The sequence below is a fragment of the Sinorhizobium arboris LMG 14919 genome, assembly GCF_000427465.1.
GTDB lineage: Bacteria > Pseudomonadota > Alphaproteobacteria > Rhizobiales > Rhizobiaceae > Sinorhizobium > Sinorhizobium arboris.
In genome coordinates this window covers 540,002-559,274 of the sequence record NZ_ATYB01000009.1, presented here as the reverse complement: position 1 = coordinate 559,274, position 19,273 = coordinate 540,002, and the positions used below count along the sequence as shown (strand labels likewise).

20 protein-coding genes and 1 pseudogene are annotated in these 19,273 nt (G+C 60.9%); 2 read left to right on the top strand and 19 right to left on the bottom strand.

Annotated elements, in window-relative coordinates; genetic code table 11:
- Nucleotides 1-70: 70 nt before the first annotated feature.
- From ccoP to nirK, 19 genes and pseudogenes are all read right to left on the bottom strand, one after another.
- Entirely contained in the window at nt 71-934 is an 864-nt protein-coding gene (gene ccoP / locus SINAR_RS0110485) for a cytochrome-c oxidase, cbb3-type subunit III (RefSeq protein WP_027999062.1), read from the bottom strand.
- Nucleotides 935-937: 3 nt separating this feature from the next.
- Entirely contained in the window at nt 938-1,090 is a 153-nt protein-coding gene (locus SINAR_RS0110480; protein WP_027999061.1) for a CcoQ/FixQ family Cbb3-type cytochrome c oxidase assembly chaperone, read from the bottom strand.
- Between the two features lie 11 nt (nt 1,091-1,101).
- On the bottom strand, nt 1,102-1,833 hold the full coding sequence (gene ccoO / locus SINAR_RS0110475) for a cytochrome-c oxidase, cbb3-type subunit II (protein ID WP_027999060.1): 732 nt from the start codon (nt 1,831-1,833) through the stop codon (nt 1,102-1,104).
- An 11-nt stretch (nt 1,834-1,844) separates the two neighbouring features.
- Nucleotides 1,845-3,464 (bottom strand): cytochrome-c oxidase, cbb3-type subunit I, encoded by a 1,620-nt coding sequence (gene ccoN, locus SINAR_RS0110470; protein WP_027999059.1) that lies wholly within the window; start codon nt 3,462-3,464, stop codon nt 1,845-1,847.
- 441 nt (nt 3,465-3,905) lie between these two features.
- The gene (locus tag SINAR_RS0110465; protein ID WP_027999058.1) at nt 3,906-4,361 is read right to left on the bottom strand and encodes a pyridoxamine 5'-phosphate oxidase family protein; all 456 of its coding nucleotides are present in this window, start codon (nt 4,359-4,361) and stop codon (nt 3,906-3,908) included.
- An 80-nt stretch (nt 4,362-4,441) separates the two neighbouring features.
- Nucleotides 4,442-5,080 (bottom strand): helix-turn-helix domain-containing protein, encoded by a 639-nt coding sequence (locus tag SINAR_RS0110460; RefSeq protein WP_027999057.1) that lies wholly within the window; start codon nt 5,078-5,080, stop codon nt 4,442-4,444.
- 79 nt (nt 5,081-5,159) lie between these two features.
- Nucleotides 5,160-5,450 carry a transcriptional regulator gene (locus SINAR_RS0110455; RefSeq protein ID WP_272913687.1) on the bottom strand — a complete coding sequence of 97 codons (291 nt, stop codon included), beginning with the start codon at nt 5,448-5,450 and terminating at the stop codon, nt 5,160-5,162.
- A 158-nt stretch (nt 5,451-5,608) separates the two neighbouring features.
- On the bottom strand, nt 5,609-6,223 hold the full coding sequence (fixJ, locus tag SINAR_RS0110450; RefSeq protein ID WP_027999055.1) for a response regulator FixJ: 615 nt from the start codon (nt 6,221-6,223) through the stop codon (nt 5,609-5,611).
- Nucleotides 6,216-7,733, bottom strand: coding sequence for a sensor histidine kinase (gene fixL / locus SINAR_RS0110445; protein WP_027999054.1), 1,518 nt, complete (start codon nt 7,731-7,733; stop codon nt 6,216-6,218). Before fixL ends, fixJ begins: the two co-directional genes overlap by 8 nt.
- Nucleotides 7,734-7,891: 158 nt before the next feature.
- A complete protein-coding gene (locus SINAR_RS0110440) occupies nt 7,892-8,596 on the bottom strand; it encodes a NapC/NirT family cytochrome c (protein ID WP_027999053.1) in 705 nt (234 codons plus the stop codon).
- 3 nt (nt 8,597-8,599) lie between these two features.
- Complete coding sequence (locus SINAR_RS0110435; RefSeq protein ID WP_033057245.1) at nt 8,600-9,061, bottom strand: nitrate reductase cytochrome c-type subunit; 462 nt, start codon at nt 9,059-9,061, stop codon at nt 8,600-8,602.
- A 17-nt stretch (nt 9,062-9,078) separates the two neighbouring features.
- Nucleotides 9,079-11,583, bottom strand: coding sequence for a periplasmic nitrate reductase subunit alpha (napA, locus tag SINAR_RS0110430; protein WP_027999051.1), 2,505 nt, complete (start codon nt 11,581-11,583; stop codon nt 9,079-9,081).
- Nucleotides 11,558-11,846, bottom strand: a pseudogene (locus SINAR_RS0110425) (chaperone NapD). Before SINAR_RS0110425 ends, napA begins: the two are co-directional and overlap by 26 nt.
- Nucleotides 11,839-12,339 (bottom strand): ferredoxin-type protein NapF, encoded by a 501-nt coding sequence (locus SINAR_RS1000000135205; protein WP_084617266.1) that lies wholly within the window; start codon nt 12,337-12,339, stop codon nt 11,839-11,841. The pseudogene SINAR_RS0110425 and the gene SINAR_RS1000000135205 overlap by 8 nt, the downstream one beginning before the upstream one ends.
- A gap of 7 nt (nt 12,340-12,346) precedes the next feature.
- Nucleotides 12,347-12,532, bottom strand: coding sequence for a periplasmic nitrate reductase, NapE protein (gene napE / locus SINAR_RS0110415; protein WP_027999048.1), 186 nt, complete (start codon nt 12,530-12,532; stop codon nt 12,347-12,349).
- 255 nt (nt 12,533-12,787) lie between these two features.
- Nucleotides 12,788-13,231 (bottom strand): pseudoazurin, encoded by a 444-nt coding sequence (locus SINAR_RS0110410; RefSeq protein ID WP_027999047.1) that lies wholly within the window; start codon nt 13,229-13,231, stop codon nt 12,788-12,790.
- Nucleotides 13,232-13,499: 268 nt separating this feature from the next.
- On the bottom strand, nt 13,500-14,195 hold the full coding sequence (locus tag SINAR_RS0110405) for a Crp/Fnr family transcriptional regulator (RefSeq protein ID WP_027999046.1): 696 nt from the start codon (nt 14,193-14,195) through the stop codon (nt 13,500-13,502).
- Nucleotides 14,196-14,300: 105 nt separating this feature from the next.
- A complete protein-coding gene (locus tag SINAR_RS0110400) occupies nt 14,301-15,215 on the bottom strand; it encodes an SUMF1/EgtB/PvdO family nonheme iron enzyme (RefSeq protein ID WP_027999045.1) in 915 nt (304 codons plus the stop codon).
- An 89-nt stretch (nt 15,216-15,304) separates the two neighbouring features.
- Complete coding sequence (gene nirK / locus SINAR_RS0110395) at nt 15,305-16,435, bottom strand: copper-containing nitrite reductase (protein WP_027999044.1); 1,131 nt, start codon at nt 16,433-16,435, stop codon at nt 15,305-15,307.
- Nucleotides 16,436-16,690: 255 nt separating this feature from the next.
- On the opposite strand from nirK, the gene SINAR_RS0110390 reads away from it, so the two are divergent.
- Nucleotides 16,691-17,902, top strand: coding sequence for an NnrS family protein (locus SINAR_RS0110390; protein WP_027999043.1), 1,212 nt, complete (start codon nt 16,691-16,693; stop codon nt 17,900-17,902).
- A 94-nt stretch (nt 17,903-17,996) separates the two neighbouring features.
- Nucleotides 17,997-19,193, top strand: a complete 1,197-nt coding sequence (locus SINAR_RS0110385) for a GGDEF domain-containing protein (RefSeq protein WP_027999042.1) — start codon at nt 17,997-17,999, stop codon at nt 19,191-19,193.
- Nucleotides 19,194-19,273: the final 80 nt, after the last annotated feature.

The window sequence follows — 19,273 nt, the reverse complement described above, 5'->3', positions numbered from 1 at the left end:
CCACCTTCACCGGGAAAAGTCGCCACGGCGGCTACACTGCTCTCGCGTGGCCGCCAGGGTCTCGTATTCGCTACTCGCCGCCGCCCAGCGAATGAACGAAGACTGCAAGCTCTTTCACGACCGGATCGCCGATGCGCTGCAACCAGGCTGGCATGACCCCATGCTTCGGCGATCTCATCTGATCGATGACCGCCTGCTCCCCCTCGCCGTTCAGCCAGATCGCGTCGGCAAGATTGGGCGCACCTAGCTCGCGGGTGCCTCTCGCGTCCGCTCCATGGCACGAGGCGCAGTTCTCGGCGAAGAGCTGCTTGCCGGATTCCACAAGCGCCGGGTTGGAGGGTGTTCCGGTCAGGCTCGCCACGTAGGCTGCGGTCGCCCGGACTTCGTGGGGCGCCAGCATGTCCGTAAAGGCCGGCATTTCCGAGACGCGCGTCTCTCCGTCACCGGTGTAGCGTATGCCATGCGCAATCGTCTGGTAGATCTCCTCAGGCTTGCCGCCCCAGAGCCACTCGTCGTCGTTCAGGTTCGGGAAACCTTTCCCGCCGGCCGCACCCGACCCATGACATTGTGCGCAATTCACCTTGAAGGCAGATGCACCGGCCGCGATCGCGAACTGCTTCAGTTCCGGGTTGGCCATGATGTCCTCGACCGTACTCGAAGCGATGCGCTCCAGGTTACCCGCCTGCGCTGCCTTCGCTTCTGTCAGTTCCGCACTGACCTCGGCGCGGCTCGAATAGCCGAGCACCCCCTTGGTCGCTTCCGTCAGCAATGGCCATGATGGATAGGCGACGGCATATCCTATCGCCCAGATGATCGTCGCGTAAAAGCTGTAGACCCACCAGCGCGGCATAGGATTGTTGAGCTCGCGAATGCCGTCCCATTCATGCCCGGTGGTCTCTACGCCGGTTATCTCGTCAATGTGCTTGTCAGTCATGGATCAGTCCTCCTTCAGCGGGATGGCAGAGGCCTGAGCAGCGGATTTTTTGGCGCCTGGCCGAAAATTGAAAAGGATAACGCCGAGGAAGAAGAGGGTCATGGCAAGCAGTCCCCAGCTATCGGCGAAATGGCGCATGACCGTGTAGGTTTCCATATGCGATCCTCTCAGCGATAACCGGTGGTGTCGTCATAGGTGGAGAAGTCGGCGAGCGTGCCAAGCATCTGGAGATAGGCGATGAGCGCATCCATCTCGGTCAGCCGTTGCGGATCGCCGTCAAAATCGCCGAGCTTGGCCTTGGGGTAGCGTGCCTCCACGCCGGAAGCATCGGCACTTGGATCGGCCTGGGCCTTTAGATCCGCCGCCGCGTTGTCGATCATCGCGTCCGTATAGGGAACGCCGACCGCCCTGTTCGCCTTGAGGTTCATGGCGACATTCGTCACCTCAAGCGGAGTTTCCTTGAGGAAGCCATAGCTCGGCATCACCGATTCCGGCACGACCGAGCGGGGTTCGACCATGTGCTGCACGTGCCATTCATTGGAGTAGCGGTCGCCCACGCGGGCGAGATCCGGCCCCGTCCGCTTCGACCCCCACTGAAACGGGTGGTCGTACATAGACTCCGCCGCCAGTGAATAGTGGCCGTAGCGCTCGACTTCGTCCCGGAACGGACGGATCATCTGGCTGTGGCAAACATAGCAGCCTTCGCGAATGTAGATGTCGCGTCCGGCGAGTTCCAGCGGCGAATAGGGCCGCATTCCCTCGACCTTCTCGATGGTGTTTTCGAGATAGAAGAGCGGTGCGATTTCCACGATGCCGCCGATGGAGACGACGAGCAGGGAGCCGACGAGGAGTAACGTGGCATTCCGTTCCAGTAGTGCGTGCTTATCGAGAATGGACACAGTCTGCCCTCCTATTCCGCCGGTGCCGGCAGTGGCGCGGCTTCCGGGGCCGCGGCCTCGTCGCGCACGCGGCCGAGAATGGTCATTGTTACGTTGAAGGCCATTAGGAGCGCGCCGGCGAGGAACAGGGCACCGCCCGCGGCGCGCATGACGTAGTACGGGAACATCGCCGCCACCGACTCCGCGAAGGAGTAGACGAGGAAACCCTGGTCATCATATTCGCGCCACATCAGCCCCTGCTGGATGCCGGCTACCCACATCGTGGCGGCGTAGACGACGATGCCGAGGGTCGCGAGCCAAAAATGCCAGTTGACCATTTGCAGGCTGTAAAGCCGCTCCCGGTTCCAGAGCTTCGGAACCAGATAGTAAACGGCACCGAAGGTGATGAGACCGTTCCAGCCGAGCGCGCCGGAATGGACGTGACCGATGGTCCAGTCGGTATAGTGGCTCAGCGAGTTGACGGTCTTGATAGACATCATGGGCCCTTCGAAGGTCGCCATGCCGTAAAAGGCGACGGCCATGACCATCATACGCACGACCGGATCCGTGCGGATCTTGTCCCAGGCACCGGAGAGCGTCATCAGGCCGTTGATCATGCCGCCCCAGGAGGGCATCCAGAGCATGATGGAGAAGACCATGCCGAGTGTCTGCGCCCAGTCCGGCAATGCCGTGTAGTGCAGGTGGTGGGGACCAGCCCAGATATACATGAAGATCAGCGCCCAGAAGTGGATGATCGACAAGCGGTAGGAATAGACGGGGCGGTTCACCTGCTTCGGGATGAAGTAGTACATCATCGCCAGAAAGCCGGCGGTCAGGAAGAAGCCGACCGCATTGTGGCCGTACCACCATTGCGTCAGCGCATCCTGGACGCCGGCGAAGGCCGAATAACTCTTGGAGCCCAGGAACGACACCGGCACCGCCAGGTTGTTGACGATGTGCAGCATGGCGATCGTCACGATGAAGGCGAGATAGAACCAGTTCGCGACGTAGATGTGCGGCTCCTTGCGCACCAGGATCGTGCCCAGGAAGACGACCAGATAGGCGACCCATACGATGGTCAGCCAGATATCGACGTACCATTCCGGCTCCGCGTATTCGCGTGACTGCGTGATGCCGAGCAGGTAGCCGGTCGCTGCAAGCACGATGAAAAGCTGATACCCCCAGAAAACGAACCAGCCGAGATCTCCGCCGAAGAGGCGCGCGCGACTGGTGCGCTGAACCACATAGAAAGACGTGGCGATCAGCGCGTTGCCGCCGAACGCGAAGATCACGGCCGAGGTGTGGAGCGGCCGCATGCGACCGAAGTTGAACCAGGGCTCCACATTGAGATCGGGGAAGGCAAGCTGCAGGGCTACGACGACGCCTACAAGAAAGCCGACCACGCCCCAGAACACCGTGGCGATGACGCCGTACTTCACGACCTCGTCGAAATATTCCGTCCGGCCGGCCCGATGACCCGCAGCAGCCGGACGAAAATCAACACGGCGCATGAGCACCAACGTCCCGCCGAGCAGCACGAAGAACAGTACCCACATATGCGCGCCGAAAAGGCGGTCCTGGGCGAAGCCTGCTCCGACCAGCGCCAGAAAGGCGCCGATGGCAAGCACGACCATCTCGACTGTGTGTTTCATGGTTGGGTCCCCAACTCTCCTAAACGCTGCTGACGCGCGCCCTGGCACGCAACCCGCCAAAATCCTTCCGAGAATTGTCAGAGTCAGGTCCTCGCTACCTTGATTCAGATCAAGACGCTTCGACACCCTGCAGAGCGTGTTCTCCGAAGATCGGGCGGCGAGGGACGCGTCGCTCCAGTCGAAGACGGGGTGAGGGAAATTCGGGGATCACAGATGCAATGCGAGAGTCCCCGAGCGGGGTGGCCGCCGGCGAACAACCGGGCAGCAGGAGGCTAAAGCGCTTCCGCGGAAAAATCTGTGACGGTTTTCCGCCCGGCGCAGCTCCAAGAGTTAGGGCGCGCCGGCCTTTCAAGCATGCAGTAGGAGTCTTTGAAATTGCCAATTCCGGACGAAGACGCTGCCGTGTTTCCGAGTCCCACCGTGCCGCCGTCATGCATAAGACTAAAGCTCGCCCGGGCAGGCTGCACGGCCGGTCATCTCGTCTATCTCCACGCAGAAGAAGACATGCGCAGACGCGCCTGAAATCTCCCGCGGCACAGGTGTAAGTCCGCCGGGCTCCCACCAATTGGGCCTCTTTTCGAGGAGGGACCAAGCGTGAATGCGCTCATCACAACGACCCTCAGTCTGCGCCAGTTCGCGGTACCGCCCCCTTACCACGACGCTCTTCCACTGGCGATTGCTGGCAAACTCGCCGATCTGAAGGGCGACCTTGGGGTTGCTGCGCATCCAGTCGATTTTTTGGCCTGGCATGGAAAAGCAGTAGAGGCAGTTGCCCAGGAGCGCGTAGTTGATCGGCACAATATAGGGCTGGCCTTCCTTGCAGCAGGCCAATCGCGCCAGATCTGCGGCCGCGACCACGCTTTGGCATTCCTCGCGAGACATCTCCTTCACGAACATGATTCTTGCTCCTCCCGCCGAATGGCCACTCCGTCGGCGCCTGCAGAGGACAGAGGAGAGTCTGCTGCGCAGACCCCCTTCTAGTTGCAAAGCGAGCGGAGCGCGTCCGGCCTCACGATGTCGATCGTCCTTGCGTCCGTGAGAGAGATGACACTGCGCTCCTTCAGCTTGGTGACCACGCGCGAAACGGTTTCGATGGTCAGGCCGAGATAGTCGGCGATGTCTTGCCGTGACATCGGCAATCGCAGCTGTCTGCCTCCACCCTGACGCTCGCACAGGTCGACCAGAAATGCGGCAATCCGTTCCACGGCGCATTGCCTGCCGATCACCAGAAGATGCTGCTGAGCCCGCGCCATGCCCGTCAAGGCAAGGGCGAGAAGGTCCCGCGAGCGCTCCTGCATTTGCCGCCGGCCGAAAACCGCCAGCGTTGTTTCGGTGATGGCCTCGGCAAAGAAGCAATGGCTGGAGCCCGCCTCGAAACCGAACATTTCGCCCGGGAGATGAAAGGATACGACTTGTCGCCGTCCATCCGAGAGCAGGCGGTAAACACGCACGGCTCCCTTGGAAACTTCGTAGCACTTCTCAATCGCATCGCCTTCTGCATAGATCTCGCGACCGGCCTTGTACGTGGCGACAAGATGCGGTCCGGCCGTCTGGGTCAGTGCGAAGTCATCGGCCTGTTGGAAGGACTGTTTCTTGAGTTGTGCAGCGGCGTACATCTCTTATCCCCTGTTCGATATGGGGGTAGATTGGCAATTCGCGGGGCAACGAGAAATTCGGTTTGATCACTAAGGGAAACTACTTAGCCGCCTGGATAAGGTTGTTGATCACGCCGAGCAGGTCGGGACCGCTGAACGGCTTCGTCAAAACCGTGGTGTCGGCATGCGCTCGAAGTGCCGACAAGCCGTCCACCAGCAGGATGGCCCGGGATCCGAGATATTGCAGCAACCGCGTGGCGGCCTGCGGCTCGGCTCTCACGATCTCGTCATCCAGAATCGTGCAGAGCGCCACCCGGGAAGCGTCTTCGGCTTCCCGCAAGGTGTCGTACGACTCGGTCGGATATCCTTCGACCTCGAGCGCGAATGCCACAGACCGCCGGAGGCCGTGGTCCGCTGCGACGACGACAATGCTTCTTCCAGGCAACAAGTTGAAGTTCCGCTCAATCTGGCGTGCGTCTGCCCGCCGTGAGCCAGTATTAGAACGTTCGCGGCAATGCGACGCATTGCGCGAGATCAACTCGGTGGAAATCAGGATGGACCGAAACCTGCGGCGAGAGCCATTCGCACGAGGTGGGGAAGGCTCTTCGCCTTCATTTTGGCCATTACATTCGCGCGATGCACCTCGACGGTGCGTGGACTGATGTCCAAGTCATACGCGATCGATTTGTTGGGAAGGCCCGCCACGACCGCCGAGAGCACCTGGCGTTCTCTCTCGCTCAGCGTCTGGAGCCTGGCCCGGATTTCGCTGGCTTCGTCCGCATCGGCTTCCGGAACGACCAGATGTTCAGATGCCCTCTCGATTGCCTCGATGATCACGGTGTCCTCGAAGGGTTTCTCGATGAAATCCACCGCCCCCGCCTTCATGGCCTCTACCGCCATGGGCACGTCGCCGTGCCCCGTAATCACGATCGACGGTATCTTGATGTTGCGGTCGCCGAGATTGCGAAGGAGGTCCACGCCCGACATCTCCGGCATTCTCAGATCCGTCACGAGGACCCCGCTCTTGACGTTCGGCGCAAAGGCGAGAAAGGCCGCTGCAGATTGATGCATTTTCACGGCGAATCCGTTCATCGTCAGCATGAAGGCCAGCGACTTTCTCACCGGCTCTTCATCATCGACAATGTGCACCGTATAGTCAGTCATTTGCGTCGATCCGTTCATCTACATAGGCGGGAAGCGTGAACCGGAAAGTAGCCCCGCCGGCCGCATTTTTCGTGACAGTCATTTCACCTCCGTGCGCATCGACGATACGCTTCGAGATGGAAAGCCCGATGCCCATTCCGCTTGCCTTTGTCGTCACAAAGGGCTTGAAGAGCTGACCGGCGATTTCCTCCGGAATGCCTCCGCCCGTGTCTTCAACGACAACGGCAACCTCGCCCGCATCAGCCGACATCGTGCGGATCGTCAACTCTCGGCGCTCCACGGAGCGCATCGCCTCGATCGCATTACGCATCAGATTGATGAGGACCTGTTGAACCTGGATCCGGTCGACCATTACCATTTCGGCCCCGGGCAAATATTCGAATACCGTGCGGACGCCTTGCTCGCGAGAACCGACCAATGCCAGTGCGGCAGCCTCCTCGACCAGCTTGCGAATATCTTCCGGCGCCTTTTCCGTCTCGCCTTTCGTGACGAATTCCCTCAGATGCTTGATGATCTGACCGGCCCGCAATGATTGGCTCGCCACTTCCTCGAGCGCTCCGCGCATTCGTGCTGCAACGGCGTCGTCCATGTCACGCAGGAGCCTCGTACAGCCGTGCGAATAGTTGGCGATCGCCGACAAAGGCTGGTTCAGCTCATGCGCAAGCGTCGATGCCATTTCGCCCAACTCATTGAGACGCGCGAGGCGCGCAAGTTCGGCCTGGATCTGTTCGAGTCTCGCGGCAGACTCCTCCCGCTCGGTCAGGTCTCTGATGAAACCCGTAAAAAACCGCTCGCCGCCCGACTGCATCTCCCCGACCGCGAGCTTCATCGGAAAGATCGACCCGTCCTTCCTGCGTCCGGACACGACGCGATCAATGCCGATGATCCGTTTTTCGCCGGTTCTCAAGTAGCGCTGCATGTATCCATCGTGTTCGCGGCGATAGGGCTCTGGCATTAACAGGCGAAGGTTCTCGCCAATGACTTCCTCCTCCGCATAGCCGAACTGGCGGACGGCCGCGGCGTTGAAGGAGACGATGGTGCCATCGGTAGCACTGACCACAGTGGCGTCCGGCACCGTATCCAATATGGACCTCAGATGCGCATCTCGGGCCTTTACCACATCCTCGGTCCTGCCGATCGCGGCTCTCGCCGCCTGGAGAACTTCCGCAAGCGCCACTACGAAAAGTACCGCCGCTCCGAAGAAGATCAACTCGGCGACACTCGGACCGGAGCCATCCTCGATCCGCTGGACGGCGATTGATGCGGCAAGCGAGAGCCCGGATGCAAAGGCCACCGGGCCTGCTTGGCCGGCTATCGCAGCCAGGAGCATCGCCGGGATGAAGGAAAGGAGAATGGCGCCGAGGCCCAGGAGATCCCACAGCGCCAATCGCAGCGCAGCGACACTCAATACCGCCGCAGTCGCGAGAATGTAGGCTGCGGGGCGGCCGAGCTGCCATCTGATGAGCGACCGCCCAAGCCGTGTCCCTTCGACGATGCCTTTTGAATGCATTCCAATGTCCACTGCAGCAATGAATTACTCTTGAAATAATGCAATTCGCGACGGAAACCGCTGCGCAGTTGTCCCTTCAATTGCTCTATACTCCAGTTGGTGTCAGTCAGCCATCCGGCCTCTCTGGAACAAATCGTCCCATGATCACGCAGCTGACGTCAATTTTCTGAGGCGACCATTCTATGGGCGTCATCCATCGCCTTCTTCAGGTCATCGATCGCGGAAGCGGAGGGGAGCGTCTCACCTTCGAGTTCCGGCGGCAGCTTCCATCCGGGCTCAATACCCTGCATGTTGGGAAGTTCGTGAGCGATGCCCTTGTGACAATCGATGCAGGTGGCCTTTCCGGGCAGGAGATAGCGCGTATGGATCTCGGCGGCACGTTGTGTCTGCTTCGAAAGGTCCATCGCCGCGGATGAGTGACAGTTGCGGCATTCGAGGCTGTCGTTGGCTTTCAATCTCGCCCATTCATGCTTGGCAAGTTCCAGCCGGTGGTCGAGGAACTTCTCGCGAGTATTGATCGTTCCGAAAATCTTGCCCCACACCTCCTTGGAGGCCTGCATCTTGCGGGCGATCTTGTCCGTCCATTCATGCGGAACATGACAGTCCGGGCAGGAGGCACGCACGCCGGAGCGGTTGGAGAAATGCACGGTGCGCGTCAACTCTTCATACACGTTGGCCCGCATCTCGTGGCAGGAAACGCAGAATTTTTCCGTGTTCGTAAGCTCCAACGCAGTGTTGAAGGCGCCCCAGAAAACCACGCCGCCGATGAAGCCTCCGAGCGTCAGAAAGGCCAGGCTGAGAGTCGCAGCCGGCGTGGTGAGCACTTTCCACGCCCAAAGCAGGACGTGCTTTATCCAAGCCATGACCTACTCGCTCCCCCCTGCCTGCTTGACGCCCATCTCGCTCATGTCCTTGAAGGTATTGCCGACAAGCGGACGCACATCCGCCTGGGGCACGTGGCAGGCCGTGCAGAAATAGCGCCGCGGCGAAACGTCGGCGAGCATCTGGCCCTCCCTCGTCATGTAATGCGTGACGCTTATCATCGGCGCGCCCGATTCCTGCGTCAGTTCGCGCTTGTGGCAGGAAAGACACCGGTTGGTGTTGACCGAAAGCTGATATCCTTCGATCGAATGCGGGATGACCGGCGGCTGATCGGGATATGCGCGCTCCTTGCGGACGTCGTCGACGACCCATTTCGGAATCGGCCGCGCCTCCACCTCGCCCATCTCCTGTGGCGGCCCGGAGAGTGCCGGGACCCGTTCCCCCGGAAGCATCTGGGCAATGGCCCCCGTTGCGATGAGCACGATCGCCAGCAGCGCAGCGAGCATTGATCCGGGGCTTCTCATCATGCGACCGAGACGATTTTGACCGCGCATTTTTTGAAATCCGTCTGTTTGGAGATGGGATCGGTCGCGTCCAACGTTACCTTGTTGATCAACCGGCTGGCGTCGAACCAGGGCACGAAGATGACCCCCGGAGGCATGCGGTTGCGCCCGCGTGTTTCGACGCGAGCGCGAATCTCGCCGCGGCGGGAAACGATCCGCACTTCGGCGCCCTGGTTAATGCCGCGATCGCGGGCGTCACCGGCATTCATGAAACAGACCGCGCCGGGGAAGGCCTTGTAGAGTTCCGGCACACGCATGGTCATCGAACCCGAATGCCAGTGCTCGAGTACGCGACCTGTAACGAGCCAGATGTTATATTCGTCGTCCGGAGACTCCGCCGGAGCCTCGTAGGGAACCGCGAGAATGACCGCCCTGCCATCGGGACGGCCATAGAACTTCACGCCCTCTCCCGGTTTCACATAGGGATCATAATCCTCGCGGTAGCGCCAGCGCGTCTCCTTGCCGTCAACAACGGGCCAGCGCAGTCCGCGTTCCTCATGATAGCGGTCATACGGCGCGAGGTCGTGACCGTGGCCGCGTCCGAAGGCGGCATATTCCTCGAATAGGCCCTTCTGGACATAGAAGCCGAAGGCTTCGGCCTCACGGTTGGCATACTCCCTATTGATTTCGCTTGCCGGGAAACGATCGACATTGCCGTTCTTGAAAAGCACGTCGTAGAGGCTTTTCCCCCGATAGCCGGGATTGGCGTCGAGGATCTCGGGCGGCCAGACCTCATCGGTGGTGAAGCGCTTGGAGAACTCGAGCATCTGCCAGAGATCGGAGCGCGCCTCGCCTGGCGCATCGACGAGCTGGTGCCACACATGCGTTCGCCGCTCGGCATTGCCATAGGCGCCCTCCTTCTCCACCCACATCGCGGCCGGCAGGATGAGGTCGGCGCTCATCGCCGTGATGGTCGGGTAGACATCCGACACGACGATAAAGTTGTCCGGATTGCGATAGCCCTGATAGGTCTCGTTGCTGGTGTTGGGGGCGGCCTGAACATTATTGTTGACCTGCACCCAATAGAAATTGAGCTTGCCGTCCTTCAGCATCCGGTCCTGCTCGACGGCATGATAGCCCGGCTTTTCCGGGATGATGCCGTGGGGTACGCGCCAGATCTCCTCGGCATGCTTCCGGTGTTCCGGATTGGTGACCGTCATGTCTGCCGGGAGCCGGTGAGCGAAGGTGCCGACCTCGCGGGCCGTTCCGCAGGCCGAAGGCTGCCCCGTCAGCGAGAAAGGGCTGTTGCCGGGTTCCGATATCTTCCCGGTCAGGAGGTGGAGGTTGTAGACCATGTGGTTGACCCAGACGCCACGCACATGCTGATTGAAGCCCATGGTCCAGAGCGACATGACCTTGCGGTTGGGATCGGCATAAAGGTCGGCCAATTGTTCGAGAAACCCGGCTTCGACGCCCGTCAGTTCCACCGTCTTGTCGAGCGTGTATTCCGAAACGAAAGACTTGAAGCTTTCGAAATCGCTCGGCGTCATCTTCGCCGCATCCTTGGCGTTCTTCGCCTTGACCTCGAGCGGATCGTCGGGCCTCAGGCCATAGCCGATATCGGTCGCGCCGGCCATGAAGGTCGTGTGCTTCCTGACGAACTCCTCGTTCACGCGGCCGGTCTGAATGATGTGATTGGCTATGTAATTGAGGATCGCGAGATCCGTGCCGGGTTTGAAGACAATCGGGATATCGGCGATATCCATGCTGCGATGTGTGAAGGTCGAGAGCACCGCCACCTTCACATGTTCGTGCCCAAGCCGCCGGTCGGCCAGACGCGTCCAGAGGATCGGGTGCATTTCCGCCATGTTCGAGCCCCATAGGACGAAGGCGTCCGCATGCTCGAAATCGTCATAGCACCCCATCGGCTCATCCATGCCGAAGGTGCGCATGAAGGCGTAGGCCGCCGAGGCCATGCAGTGGCGAGCATTGGGGTCGAGATTGTTGGAGCGGAACCCGGCGCGCATCAGTTTGGTCGCGGCGTAACCCTCGAAGATCGTCCACTGGCCGGAGCCGAACATACCCACGGCCGTCGGTCCCTTCTCCTTCAGCACCCTCTTCGCCTGCTCGGCCATGACGTCGAAGGCCTCGTCCCAGCTCACCGGCTCGAACTCGCCCTCCTTGGCGTAGGCACCGTTGCGCTTGCGCAGGAGCGGCGTCTTCAGCCGATCGGCGCCATACATGATCTTGGAAAGGAAATAGCCTTTGATGCAGTTCAGGCCGCGATTGACCTCAGCCTGCATATCGCCATGGGTGGCGACGACCTGCCCCTCCTTGACTCCCACCATGACCCCGCAGCCCGTACCGCAGAAACGGCATGGGGCCTTCGACCACTTGATCTGAAGCGCCTCGACACCGCCCGGCACCGGCTGCGCAGCGGCGGGAAGCGCGATGCCTGCCGCCGCCGCGGCAATGCCCGCGGCATGCGCCTTCAGGATATCACGCCGCGTCAGTTCCCCGGTCATAACCGATCGTCTCCTCCGTTTTCGACATGCTCAAACACCATATTGGCTGCCACCACGCCCTCGATCAGCGAGATGCGTGCCAGGATTTCACCGAGCATTCCCGTGCTCGTTCCCTCGATCGTAACGACGATCTTGCCGTCCTGATGTGCGAAAACCTCGACATTGCCGATGTCGCCGAGCTCAGTGAGCACGCTCTCCTCGACATGCGGATTCGCGAAGACGACGGCGCTCGATATGTGATAGGGCGCAATCGGATCAGACATGCGACACCTCTCCCTCGACCCCTTGGATCCCGACGGCGTCGACCGGGCAAACGGCGATGCAGGCGCCGCAGCCGGTGCACGCGTGCTCATCAAGCTCGGGCAGAAACGGCCCGCCGCTGCGCGGCAGGAATCGGATGGCCCCCACCGGACAGGCGTCACGGCAAGCTTGGCAGTCCGTACGGTTCTTCGCGAGACAGCGCTCGCCGATCGTTACGATGTGTGGAAAGCGCTGCGGCCGGCCGGCGAAGACCGGCTCGGGACAGAGTTCCGCGCATCGGCCGCAAAAAACACATTCTGCAATGCGGAAGTCCAGCGCGGGGCGATCTGCGACCATTCGGATGACGTGCGTCGGACAGGCGTCGACGCATCTGCCGCAGCCCGTGCAGGCTTCAAGACTCGCGTGCGTCACCCCGGGCGGGCATACACGCTGAGCCCGGCCCTCGCGGCCACCGCGCAGGAACCTCCGTCTTGACAAGGAGACGCTTTCCCCCATCCCGCCCTCAATGCGCTGGCGGACCGGGCGGTCCGAAGATCAACTGGGACATCCAGACGATGAAGCCGTAGGCGCCGACCACGGCGACGGCGACGATCGGCCAGATACCGAACGCCAATACGAGAAAAGTCGTGAACTCGGTTCTTCGCCGCGCGCGCAAGGGACTTGCCGCGGTCCGATCGACATCTGGCATCGGGCATTCCTCCTCGACGATTGCCCTTCAGAAGTCTAGCGCTTCCAATGGGAAAATAAAGGGACAGGCTCAGAGAATTCTTCGGTTCGAAGTCTGGAATTGACGTATGTCAATTACTTGAAATACTTGAACCCGACGCCAACACACAGTTATCTATATTCGATATCCCTGAAATATCGGCGCAGGAGAGCTAACAGGTCCGGCGCACTCTGCTTAAAGTCCCCGGACCCGCCTTTCGTGGCCGCTAATCGCCCATTACTGAAGGGCGGCCGCGAGAGCGGCATCGAGGCGCTCTTGAGCCTTCTTCGGCAGCTTGCCGGCCTTCACCTTTTCGACATTGGCGGGCGCGTCGCCGACAATGACGACGCCGACCATGCCCATGCCGATATGCGGTGCGCACTTGACGGCGTAAATGCCGGGCACATCGAACGTCACCTTATAGGACTCGTTCATCTTGCTCTTGAACGGGCTGGCGCCGTCAGGGATCATGTCCTTGATCGTCTCGACGTTGTGCCCCTTGTCTGTCGGAAGGAAGGTGACGCTGTCGCCCGGGCTCACCCTGACGAATGCCGGTTCGAAGACCATCGATCCCTCGGAGCCCTTGTTGAGCATGTGAACCTCGAAATCGGCGGCGTATGCGCTGCCGGCGAAAACGGCAAGGGTGACGGCAGCGGTAGCGACCTTTGCGAATATGCGCACGGAAATTCTCCTTTGGCTTCAGAACCAGGCTTGGTTCCTGCCGCCAGGAGATACGACAGATACGACGCTGTCTCTTTGATGCTTGTCAAACAATTGGATGAAGCTGCGTTCCCGAACTCGACGAAGCTGCGCCTCGGGACGGAAATCCGCTGCACACTTTTCTGTGGTGTGCCTAGATCACGATGTGTTTGGGTCGGGTCGACCTGAGAACATGAACGTGAGACGCGGGATGCCGGCGGAAAACCGCACATACTTTTCCTCATCCCGTCTAGTCCCGCCCACCATCTGCGAGTTGCGCCAACCCGGCCAGATCGCAAATGATGAGCTTTTGGCGCCCGCCCTCGACCAGTCCCTTTTGCTCCCAGGCGCTCAATATCCGCGACACGGTGTGCAGCGTCGTGCCGGTCATTTCGGCAATGTCCTGGCGCGAAATCGGGAAGTCGATACGGATACCACCTTCTTCCTGCTTGCCGGCCTGACGGGAAAGACGCAGCACCGCATGTGCGACGCGGCGCTCTACTTCCTGCGTCGACATTTCACGGATACGCGTATGCGCCTCCTCCAGCCGCTGGCCGATCGTTTGCATGGTGCTGACGGCAAGGCGGGGATTCTGCTCGACGAACTGCGGCCAAAGCTCCGTAGGCCAGGACAATGCGAGGCTTTCCGTAACCGCGGTGGCTGTACCCGGATAGTCTGAACGCTGCAGTGCCTTGGCAAATCCGAACAGATCGCCCGGATGAACGACGCGAACGATGATCTGTTGACCGTCTTCGGTGACTTGAGTGACTTTCAGCCGGCCATGCAGCAGGAGGAAGAAGTGAATGGCTGCCTGGCCCTGCTCGAAAACGGCATCACCCTGCGGCACGCGCCTCGCGGTCGCATGGGCAAGCAGCCTGTCCAGATCGGCATCGCTCATCCTGTCGAACAACGATAGCGATCTCACGACACTCCGGTCGATCTTCATTCCAACTTTCCAATCGGCGCGCCTCGCACGCTCTCACATGCACCTAGCCGTGAGTCGTAGCACGCCGGGAAACGGGAAAAAAGCCGCGCCTTCTTCGGCCACCCCTCAGACGTCAACACCCTTGCTCCGCAGCCTCTGCAGCACAGGTGCGTACCACCGCGTATCCCTCACCAGCCGAAAGCCCACGCTATCCGGTGGCGCACCGACGGCACAGCCGCCTCCCTTTGGATTGCGGACAAAGGAACTCAGTGCTGCTCGATGTTTCCCACTGGCAATGTAAATGCCGCAGGAAGAGATCTCGCTCATCACAGAACCGGACTCGTCGAGGCTGACACGGCGGCTGCAGGTCGTCGTCCATTCCCAGACGTTGCCGGCGAAGTCGGCCAATCCAAACTCACCCTCGCCGAAATGTCCGAGAAGCTGCGGCTCAGGCTCGCGCGAGGCCTTGCGTGATGCCTCGCGAAAATAATCGGCGAGCCAGCGCTGGGCTGGATTGTTGCTGTCCGGGTCGACGCCGAGCGCATCGTCCGGAAAGCGCGATCCAGCGGCAAAGGCAAGCTGCTCGTCGGTGGGCAGCACCCAGACGGCTCCGGTGCGCTGGCTGAGCCACGCGGCATAGGCTTGCGCATCGTCGTAGCTGACACCTGTCACTGGCATCCGGTCGGCGTCCGAGGGCGAATGCTCGGGCTCGGCCGGCGGGCAGGCCGCGTCAGCGACGCACCGCGCATAGTCTGAAGCCGTCACCTGGTATTTCATGATCGTGAGCGGCGCCGTGATGCGCATGGTCAGCATTGGCCCGTCAACGGCATAGCCGTTCTTGAAATACTCCCCGGCGGCCCGGTAGCGGAATTCGCGCGGTGCCATTGTGACGACGACCGGTTCATCGAGGCTCCCCCCCATTGGCGCGCGGCCCACCAGACCGGTCTCCTTCGCGAGAAGGCCGGCAAGCAGCACAAGGAGGACGGATGGGACCAGAAGCGAAACGGAACTGACTTTTCTTCTATCTGAAAGCGCGGCCATGGGGGCCTCCTTGCGACCTGTTTTCCGACTGCCGCAGAACAATAGGCGAGGCCGCGCCGGCGGGCTGGCGCTGACGCGGCCGCTCGCGCTCAGGTGCCCGAAGGCGCGCGCACCGAGGTCATCAGATCGTCGTTCCACTCGCCCGTCACTGCGAAATGGGCAGCCGCGCCGAGTTCGAAGGCTTCGATGAGGTTGTGGTTGACATAGGCGTAGATGCCGGGCTGTTCGAAGGTGTAAAGGGCCGCGCCAGCCGTACCGCCGGGGATGAACCAGGTCTCCTGATCGCGGTCGGGAATGTTGTGGAACTTGCCGGTCGCCCACACATAGTCGCCGTGACCGCCGATCAGATGCGGCCGTGTGTCCCGGTTTGCCTGAGAATGGACGATCAGAACCTTCTCACCGACCTGGGCCCTCAGCGCGTCGTCGCCGGTGAGCGCCCCCACCGCTCCATTGAAAACGATGTGCGTCGGGGTCAGCGTGCGCATCACTTCGAGCGTATCCGAATAGGCATCGCCGACACTCTCGTACTTCTTGAAATTGCCTTTCTCGTCGCGCGGCACATAAAAATCCTGCTCGCCTATATAGTAGACCTTGTCATAGCTGAGCGACTTGCCCTGTCCGTCCGTCAAGCCCTCTCGCGGCAGCACCATGATAGCGCCGTTCATCCCGGAGGTGACGTGCCAAGGGACCATGCCGGGAGGTGCGCAATGATAGACGAAGACGCCCGCCTTGGTTGCCTTGAAGCGCAAAACCGCGCTCTCGCCGGGGTTGACGATGGTTAGCGCGCCGCCCCCGAGCGCGCCCGTCGCCGAATGGAAATCAATGTTGTGCTGCAACTGGTTCGTTTCGGGATTGACGAGCGTAACCTCGACATAGTCATCCTGGTGGACGACCATCATCGGCCCTGGGACCGATCCATCGAAGGTCATGGCCTGGATTTCGGTGCCCTGGTCGTCGACGATGATCTTCTTCTCCTCGATCGTCAGCGTGAACTCGACGACTTTCGGCCCTCCTTCGGCCTTCTGGGTATGGGCGTGGACGAAGGGCGGCCTCACCAGCTCGGCCTTGACGCGCGGCAGCGATGCGACGTCAACCGGTGCGGTCCTGGCGACCGCCTCTTCCGCATGCGCCGACACCGCGCCAACGAGCGGCGTCAGCGCGCCGGCAATCGCGGCGCCGGCCAGGATGTTGCGGCGTGTCATCTGGAATAGCTCAGACATGGAACCTCTCCTTGAAAAGGACAGAGCGAACATCGCCCGGTCGCTTGTGATCCTAGGAGGGTTGCGGCCTCGCTCTTTGTGGCGGAGCAAATACCAAAATTCCACTGGTGCGACATTTTGGCAATCGAGAGCGACACGCGGCTGGCGGTCAAGGGCGCCATTGCATGCCTGCGTGAAGTTTGTTTGCCACGAGTCAAAGAACGACCCGTTCAACGCCGTTAACCAGGGTGCGAGCCAAACAGCAGGAGTTGAACTATGAAAGGATCAAAAGTGGCCGAGCGGCCAGCGCACGTTCCGCGGGGTCTCGCGCGGACCGGCCCGGTTCTCTTCTCATACGGTTTCAGACCATTCTTTCTCGGCGCGGCGCTGTGGGCGATTGTCGCCATGACCTTGTGGATCACCGCGCTTGCCGGCCCAATCGAACTTGGCGGCAGCTACGGCGCGGCGAACTGGCACGCGCACGAGATGCTGTTCGGCTTCGCCCCCGCGGTCCTCGCCGGCTTCCTCCTGACTGCCGTGCCGAACTGGACAGGCCGCCTGCCGGTCTCTGGCCGGCCCCTCGCCGGACTGTTCGCGCTCTGGTGCGCAGGGCGGGTAGCGCTTCTCTTGCCGGAGGTACTCGGTCTTCCCACGGCCGCGGCGATCGACAGTCTGTTTCTTCCGGCACTCCTCTTCATTTGCGCGCGCGAGGTGATCGCCGGCCGCAAATGGAAAGATCTGAAAGTCCTCGGCGGGCTTCTGGCGCTGTCGCTCGCCAATGCCTGCTTTCATGTCACGGTGATTGAAGGTGAATATGCCCAGGTCGCGATGCGACTTGGTATATCCGCTTATGTCGTGCTCATCATCATTGTCGGCGGACGCATCCTTCCAAGCTTCACGCGCAATTGGCTAAACCGCTCCGGCCGCACCGACTTCCCGGCGCCTTACAATCGCTTCGATACCATCGCCATTCTCATCGGTATCGGCGCCCTGTTTGCATGGACACTCGTTCCCAATCACCCGATCACTGCGGTTGCCGCGCTTGGTGCTGCTCTTTTCCATATCGCTCGACTGGCACGCTGGCGCGGCTGGGCAACCTGGCCCGAGATGCTGCTCGTCGTCCTGCACGTGGCTTACGGTTTTGTGCCGTTGGGTTTCGCCGCAATCGCCTTTAGCGCACTCGGCGTTGTTGAGGAGCGTGCGGTCATGCACATACTGACGGTCGGCGCTATCGCTTCGATGATGCTTGCGGTAATGACGCGGGCAAGCCGCGGCCACACGGGACACCCGCTCACTGCGTCGCGCACGACCGTCACCTCCTATGCGTCGATCGTGATCGCCGGCTTGCTGCGTCCGTTCGCGGAAATGTTTCCTGAGCAGACGGCCACCCTATATGCTGCGTCTGGCGCCTTTTGGATCTTGGCTTTCGCACTCTTCTGCGCCGAGTACGGACCGATCCTCGTGCGCAAGCGCCGTTCGATCTCTTAATGATTTCTTCGTGCGCCATCACTAATGTGCCTCCCAGGCTGCGAAGCAGGATCGCGGACCAGATGTTCTCACATGCGTATCTTGGATTTTGCCGATGGGCGGCGCAATTTCACTTCTGGCGGTGAATTTCATCATTGCCCAAATCTTCGTGGCTGCCTTTCTGATGATCGCGGCGAGGAGTCGGTTGGGACGACCCGCCGTCTGGTGCGCCGCGGGTTTCGGCGTCGCCTCGCTGTCGGCGATTTTCGAAGCCGTCCTGCCGTTTACGCCGGTGCCAATGCTGTTTGCTGTTGGCGCCTTTGCAAGCGTCCTCGCCGGTTTCAGTCTCCTGCGTTTTGGCCTCGGGCTCTTTTATGGGGTGCCGGCAAGACCGTCGCAACTTGCAGCCTTTTTCATCGGTTCGGTCGTCATTGATCTGTTGATCTACGACTTTCCACGCGGGACGCTGCAGCACGCCTTCTTCTACCAAATGCCGTTCTTCCTGATCCAGGCCTGGTCCGCCTCGGTGATCATCAGATCCGGGCGCAGGTCCTACGCGGACAGGATCCTCTTCTGGCTGCTGACGCTGAGCGCGTTTTATTTTCTCGTGAAGATCTATGCAGCAATCGCTGCCGGGTCCGGCGCCACGGCGGCAGACTATCTTCAAAGCCCCTTCGCGCTGATTTCGCAGGCGCTCGGCGCAGTGTTGATTGTCGGCGCCGGCGTCGCGATGCTTGGCGTCATGATAAAAGATCTCGTCGACGAAGCACGCGCCAGTTCCGAGATCGACGTTCTTTCGGGTCTTTGCAATCGACGCGGGTTTGCGGGTCGTGTTGCGCCTTTCCTGCGTGATCTGAATGATCGTGACCCCGGCGCGCTGATCCTTGCGGACATTGATCGGTTCAAACTCGTGAACGACGCTTATGGTCACCATACCGGTGACGAAGTCATCCGAGCGTTTTCGCGCGTCCTGGCTGATCTGATGCCTAGCCGCGCGGTGGCGGGCCGCATTGGCGGCGAGGAGTTCGCCATATTTATCCCGAGCGTCGGATTGGCCGATGCGCGTGTAATAGCCAACGGAATGCGTGCGGCGCTTGCGTCGAAGCGGATCGACGGTCTTCCAGGAGTTGCGGTCACGGCTAGCTTCGGCGTTTCTGCGGCAGCGGCGGGCGAGTCGTTAGACGCGGCGATGCGGCGGGCCGATGAGGCCCTTTATGTCGCCAAGGCTGCAGGCAGGAACCGTGTAGAATGTGCCGAACCACCCATACGTGTCGTCGTTTCTGCCGATTCCCATCGATCCGGGAGACATTGACCGGCCTGAGATCCAAGGCGGCATGACCTCGACTGCCGCAACCTTGGCAATCGCACGACGAAGTACGCTTGGACCTGACT

Bases quoted from the DNA above. Each gene is read 5' to 3' on its own strand.
- ccoP (WP_027999062.1), bottom strand. From the start codon at position 934: ATGACTGACAAGCACATTGACGAGATAACCGGCGTAGAGACCACCGGG.
- SINAR_RS0110480 (WP_027999061.1), bottom strand. From the start codon at position 1,090: ATGGAAACCTACACGGTCATGCGCCATTTCGCCGATAGCTGGGGACTG.
- ccoN (WP_027999059.1), bottom strand. From the start codon at position 3,464: ATGAAACACACAGTCGAGATGGTCGTGCTTGCCATCGGCGCCTTTCTG.
- SINAR_RS0110465 (WP_027999058.1), bottom strand. From the start codon at position 4,361: ATGTTCGTGAAGGAGATGTCTCGCGAGGAATGCCAAAGCGTGGTCGCG.
- SINAR_RS0110460 (WP_027999057.1), bottom strand. From the start codon at position 5,080: ATGTACGCCGCTGCACAACTCAAGAAACAGTCCTTCCAACAGGCCGAT.
- fixJ (WP_027999055.1), bottom strand. From the start codon at position 6,223: ATGACTGACTATACGGTGCACATTGTCGATGATGAAGAGCCGGTGAGA.
- fixL (WP_027999054.1), bottom strand. From the start codon at position 7,733: ATGCATTCAAAAGGCATCGTCGAAGGGACACGGCTTGGGCGGTCGCTC.
- SINAR_RS0110440 (WP_027999053.1), bottom strand. From the start codon at position 8,596: ATGGCTTGGATAAAGCACGTCCTGCTTTGGGCGTGGAAAGTGCTCACC.
- SINAR_RS0110435 (WP_033057245.1), bottom strand. From the start codon at position 9,061: ATGCTCGCTGCGCTGCTGGCGATCGTGCTCATCGCAACGGGGGCCATT.
- napA (WP_027999051.1), bottom strand. From the start codon at position 11,583: ATGACCGGGGAACTGACGCGGCGTGATATCCTGAAGGCGCATGCCGCG.
- SINAR_RS1000000135205 (WP_084617266.1), bottom strand. From the start codon at position 12,339: ATGGGGGAAAGCGTCTCCTTGTCAAGACGGAGGTTCCTGCGCGGTGGC.
- napE (WP_027999048.1), bottom strand. From the start codon at position 12,532: ATGCCAGATGTCGATCGGACCGCGGCAAGTCCCTTGCGCGCGCGGCGA.
- SINAR_RS0110405 (WP_027999046.1), bottom strand. From the start codon at position 14,195: ATGAAGATCGACCGGAGTGTCGTGAGATCGCTATCGTTGTTCGACAGG.
- SINAR_RS0110400 (WP_027999045.1), bottom strand. From the start codon at position 15,215: ATGGCCGCGCTTTCAGATAGAAGAAAAGTCAGTTCCGTTTCGCTTCTG.
- nirK (WP_027999044.1), bottom strand. From the start codon at position 16,435: ATGTCTGAGCTATTCCAGATGACACGCCGCAACATCCTGGCCGGCGCC.
- SINAR_RS0110390 (WP_027999043.1), top strand. From the start codon at position 16,691: ATGAAAGGATCAAAAGTGGCCGAGCGGCCAGCGCACGTTCCGCGGGGT.
- SINAR_RS0110385 (WP_027999042.1), top strand. From the start codon at position 17,997: ATGGGCGGCGCAATTTCACTTCTGGCGGTGAATTTCATCATTGCCCAA.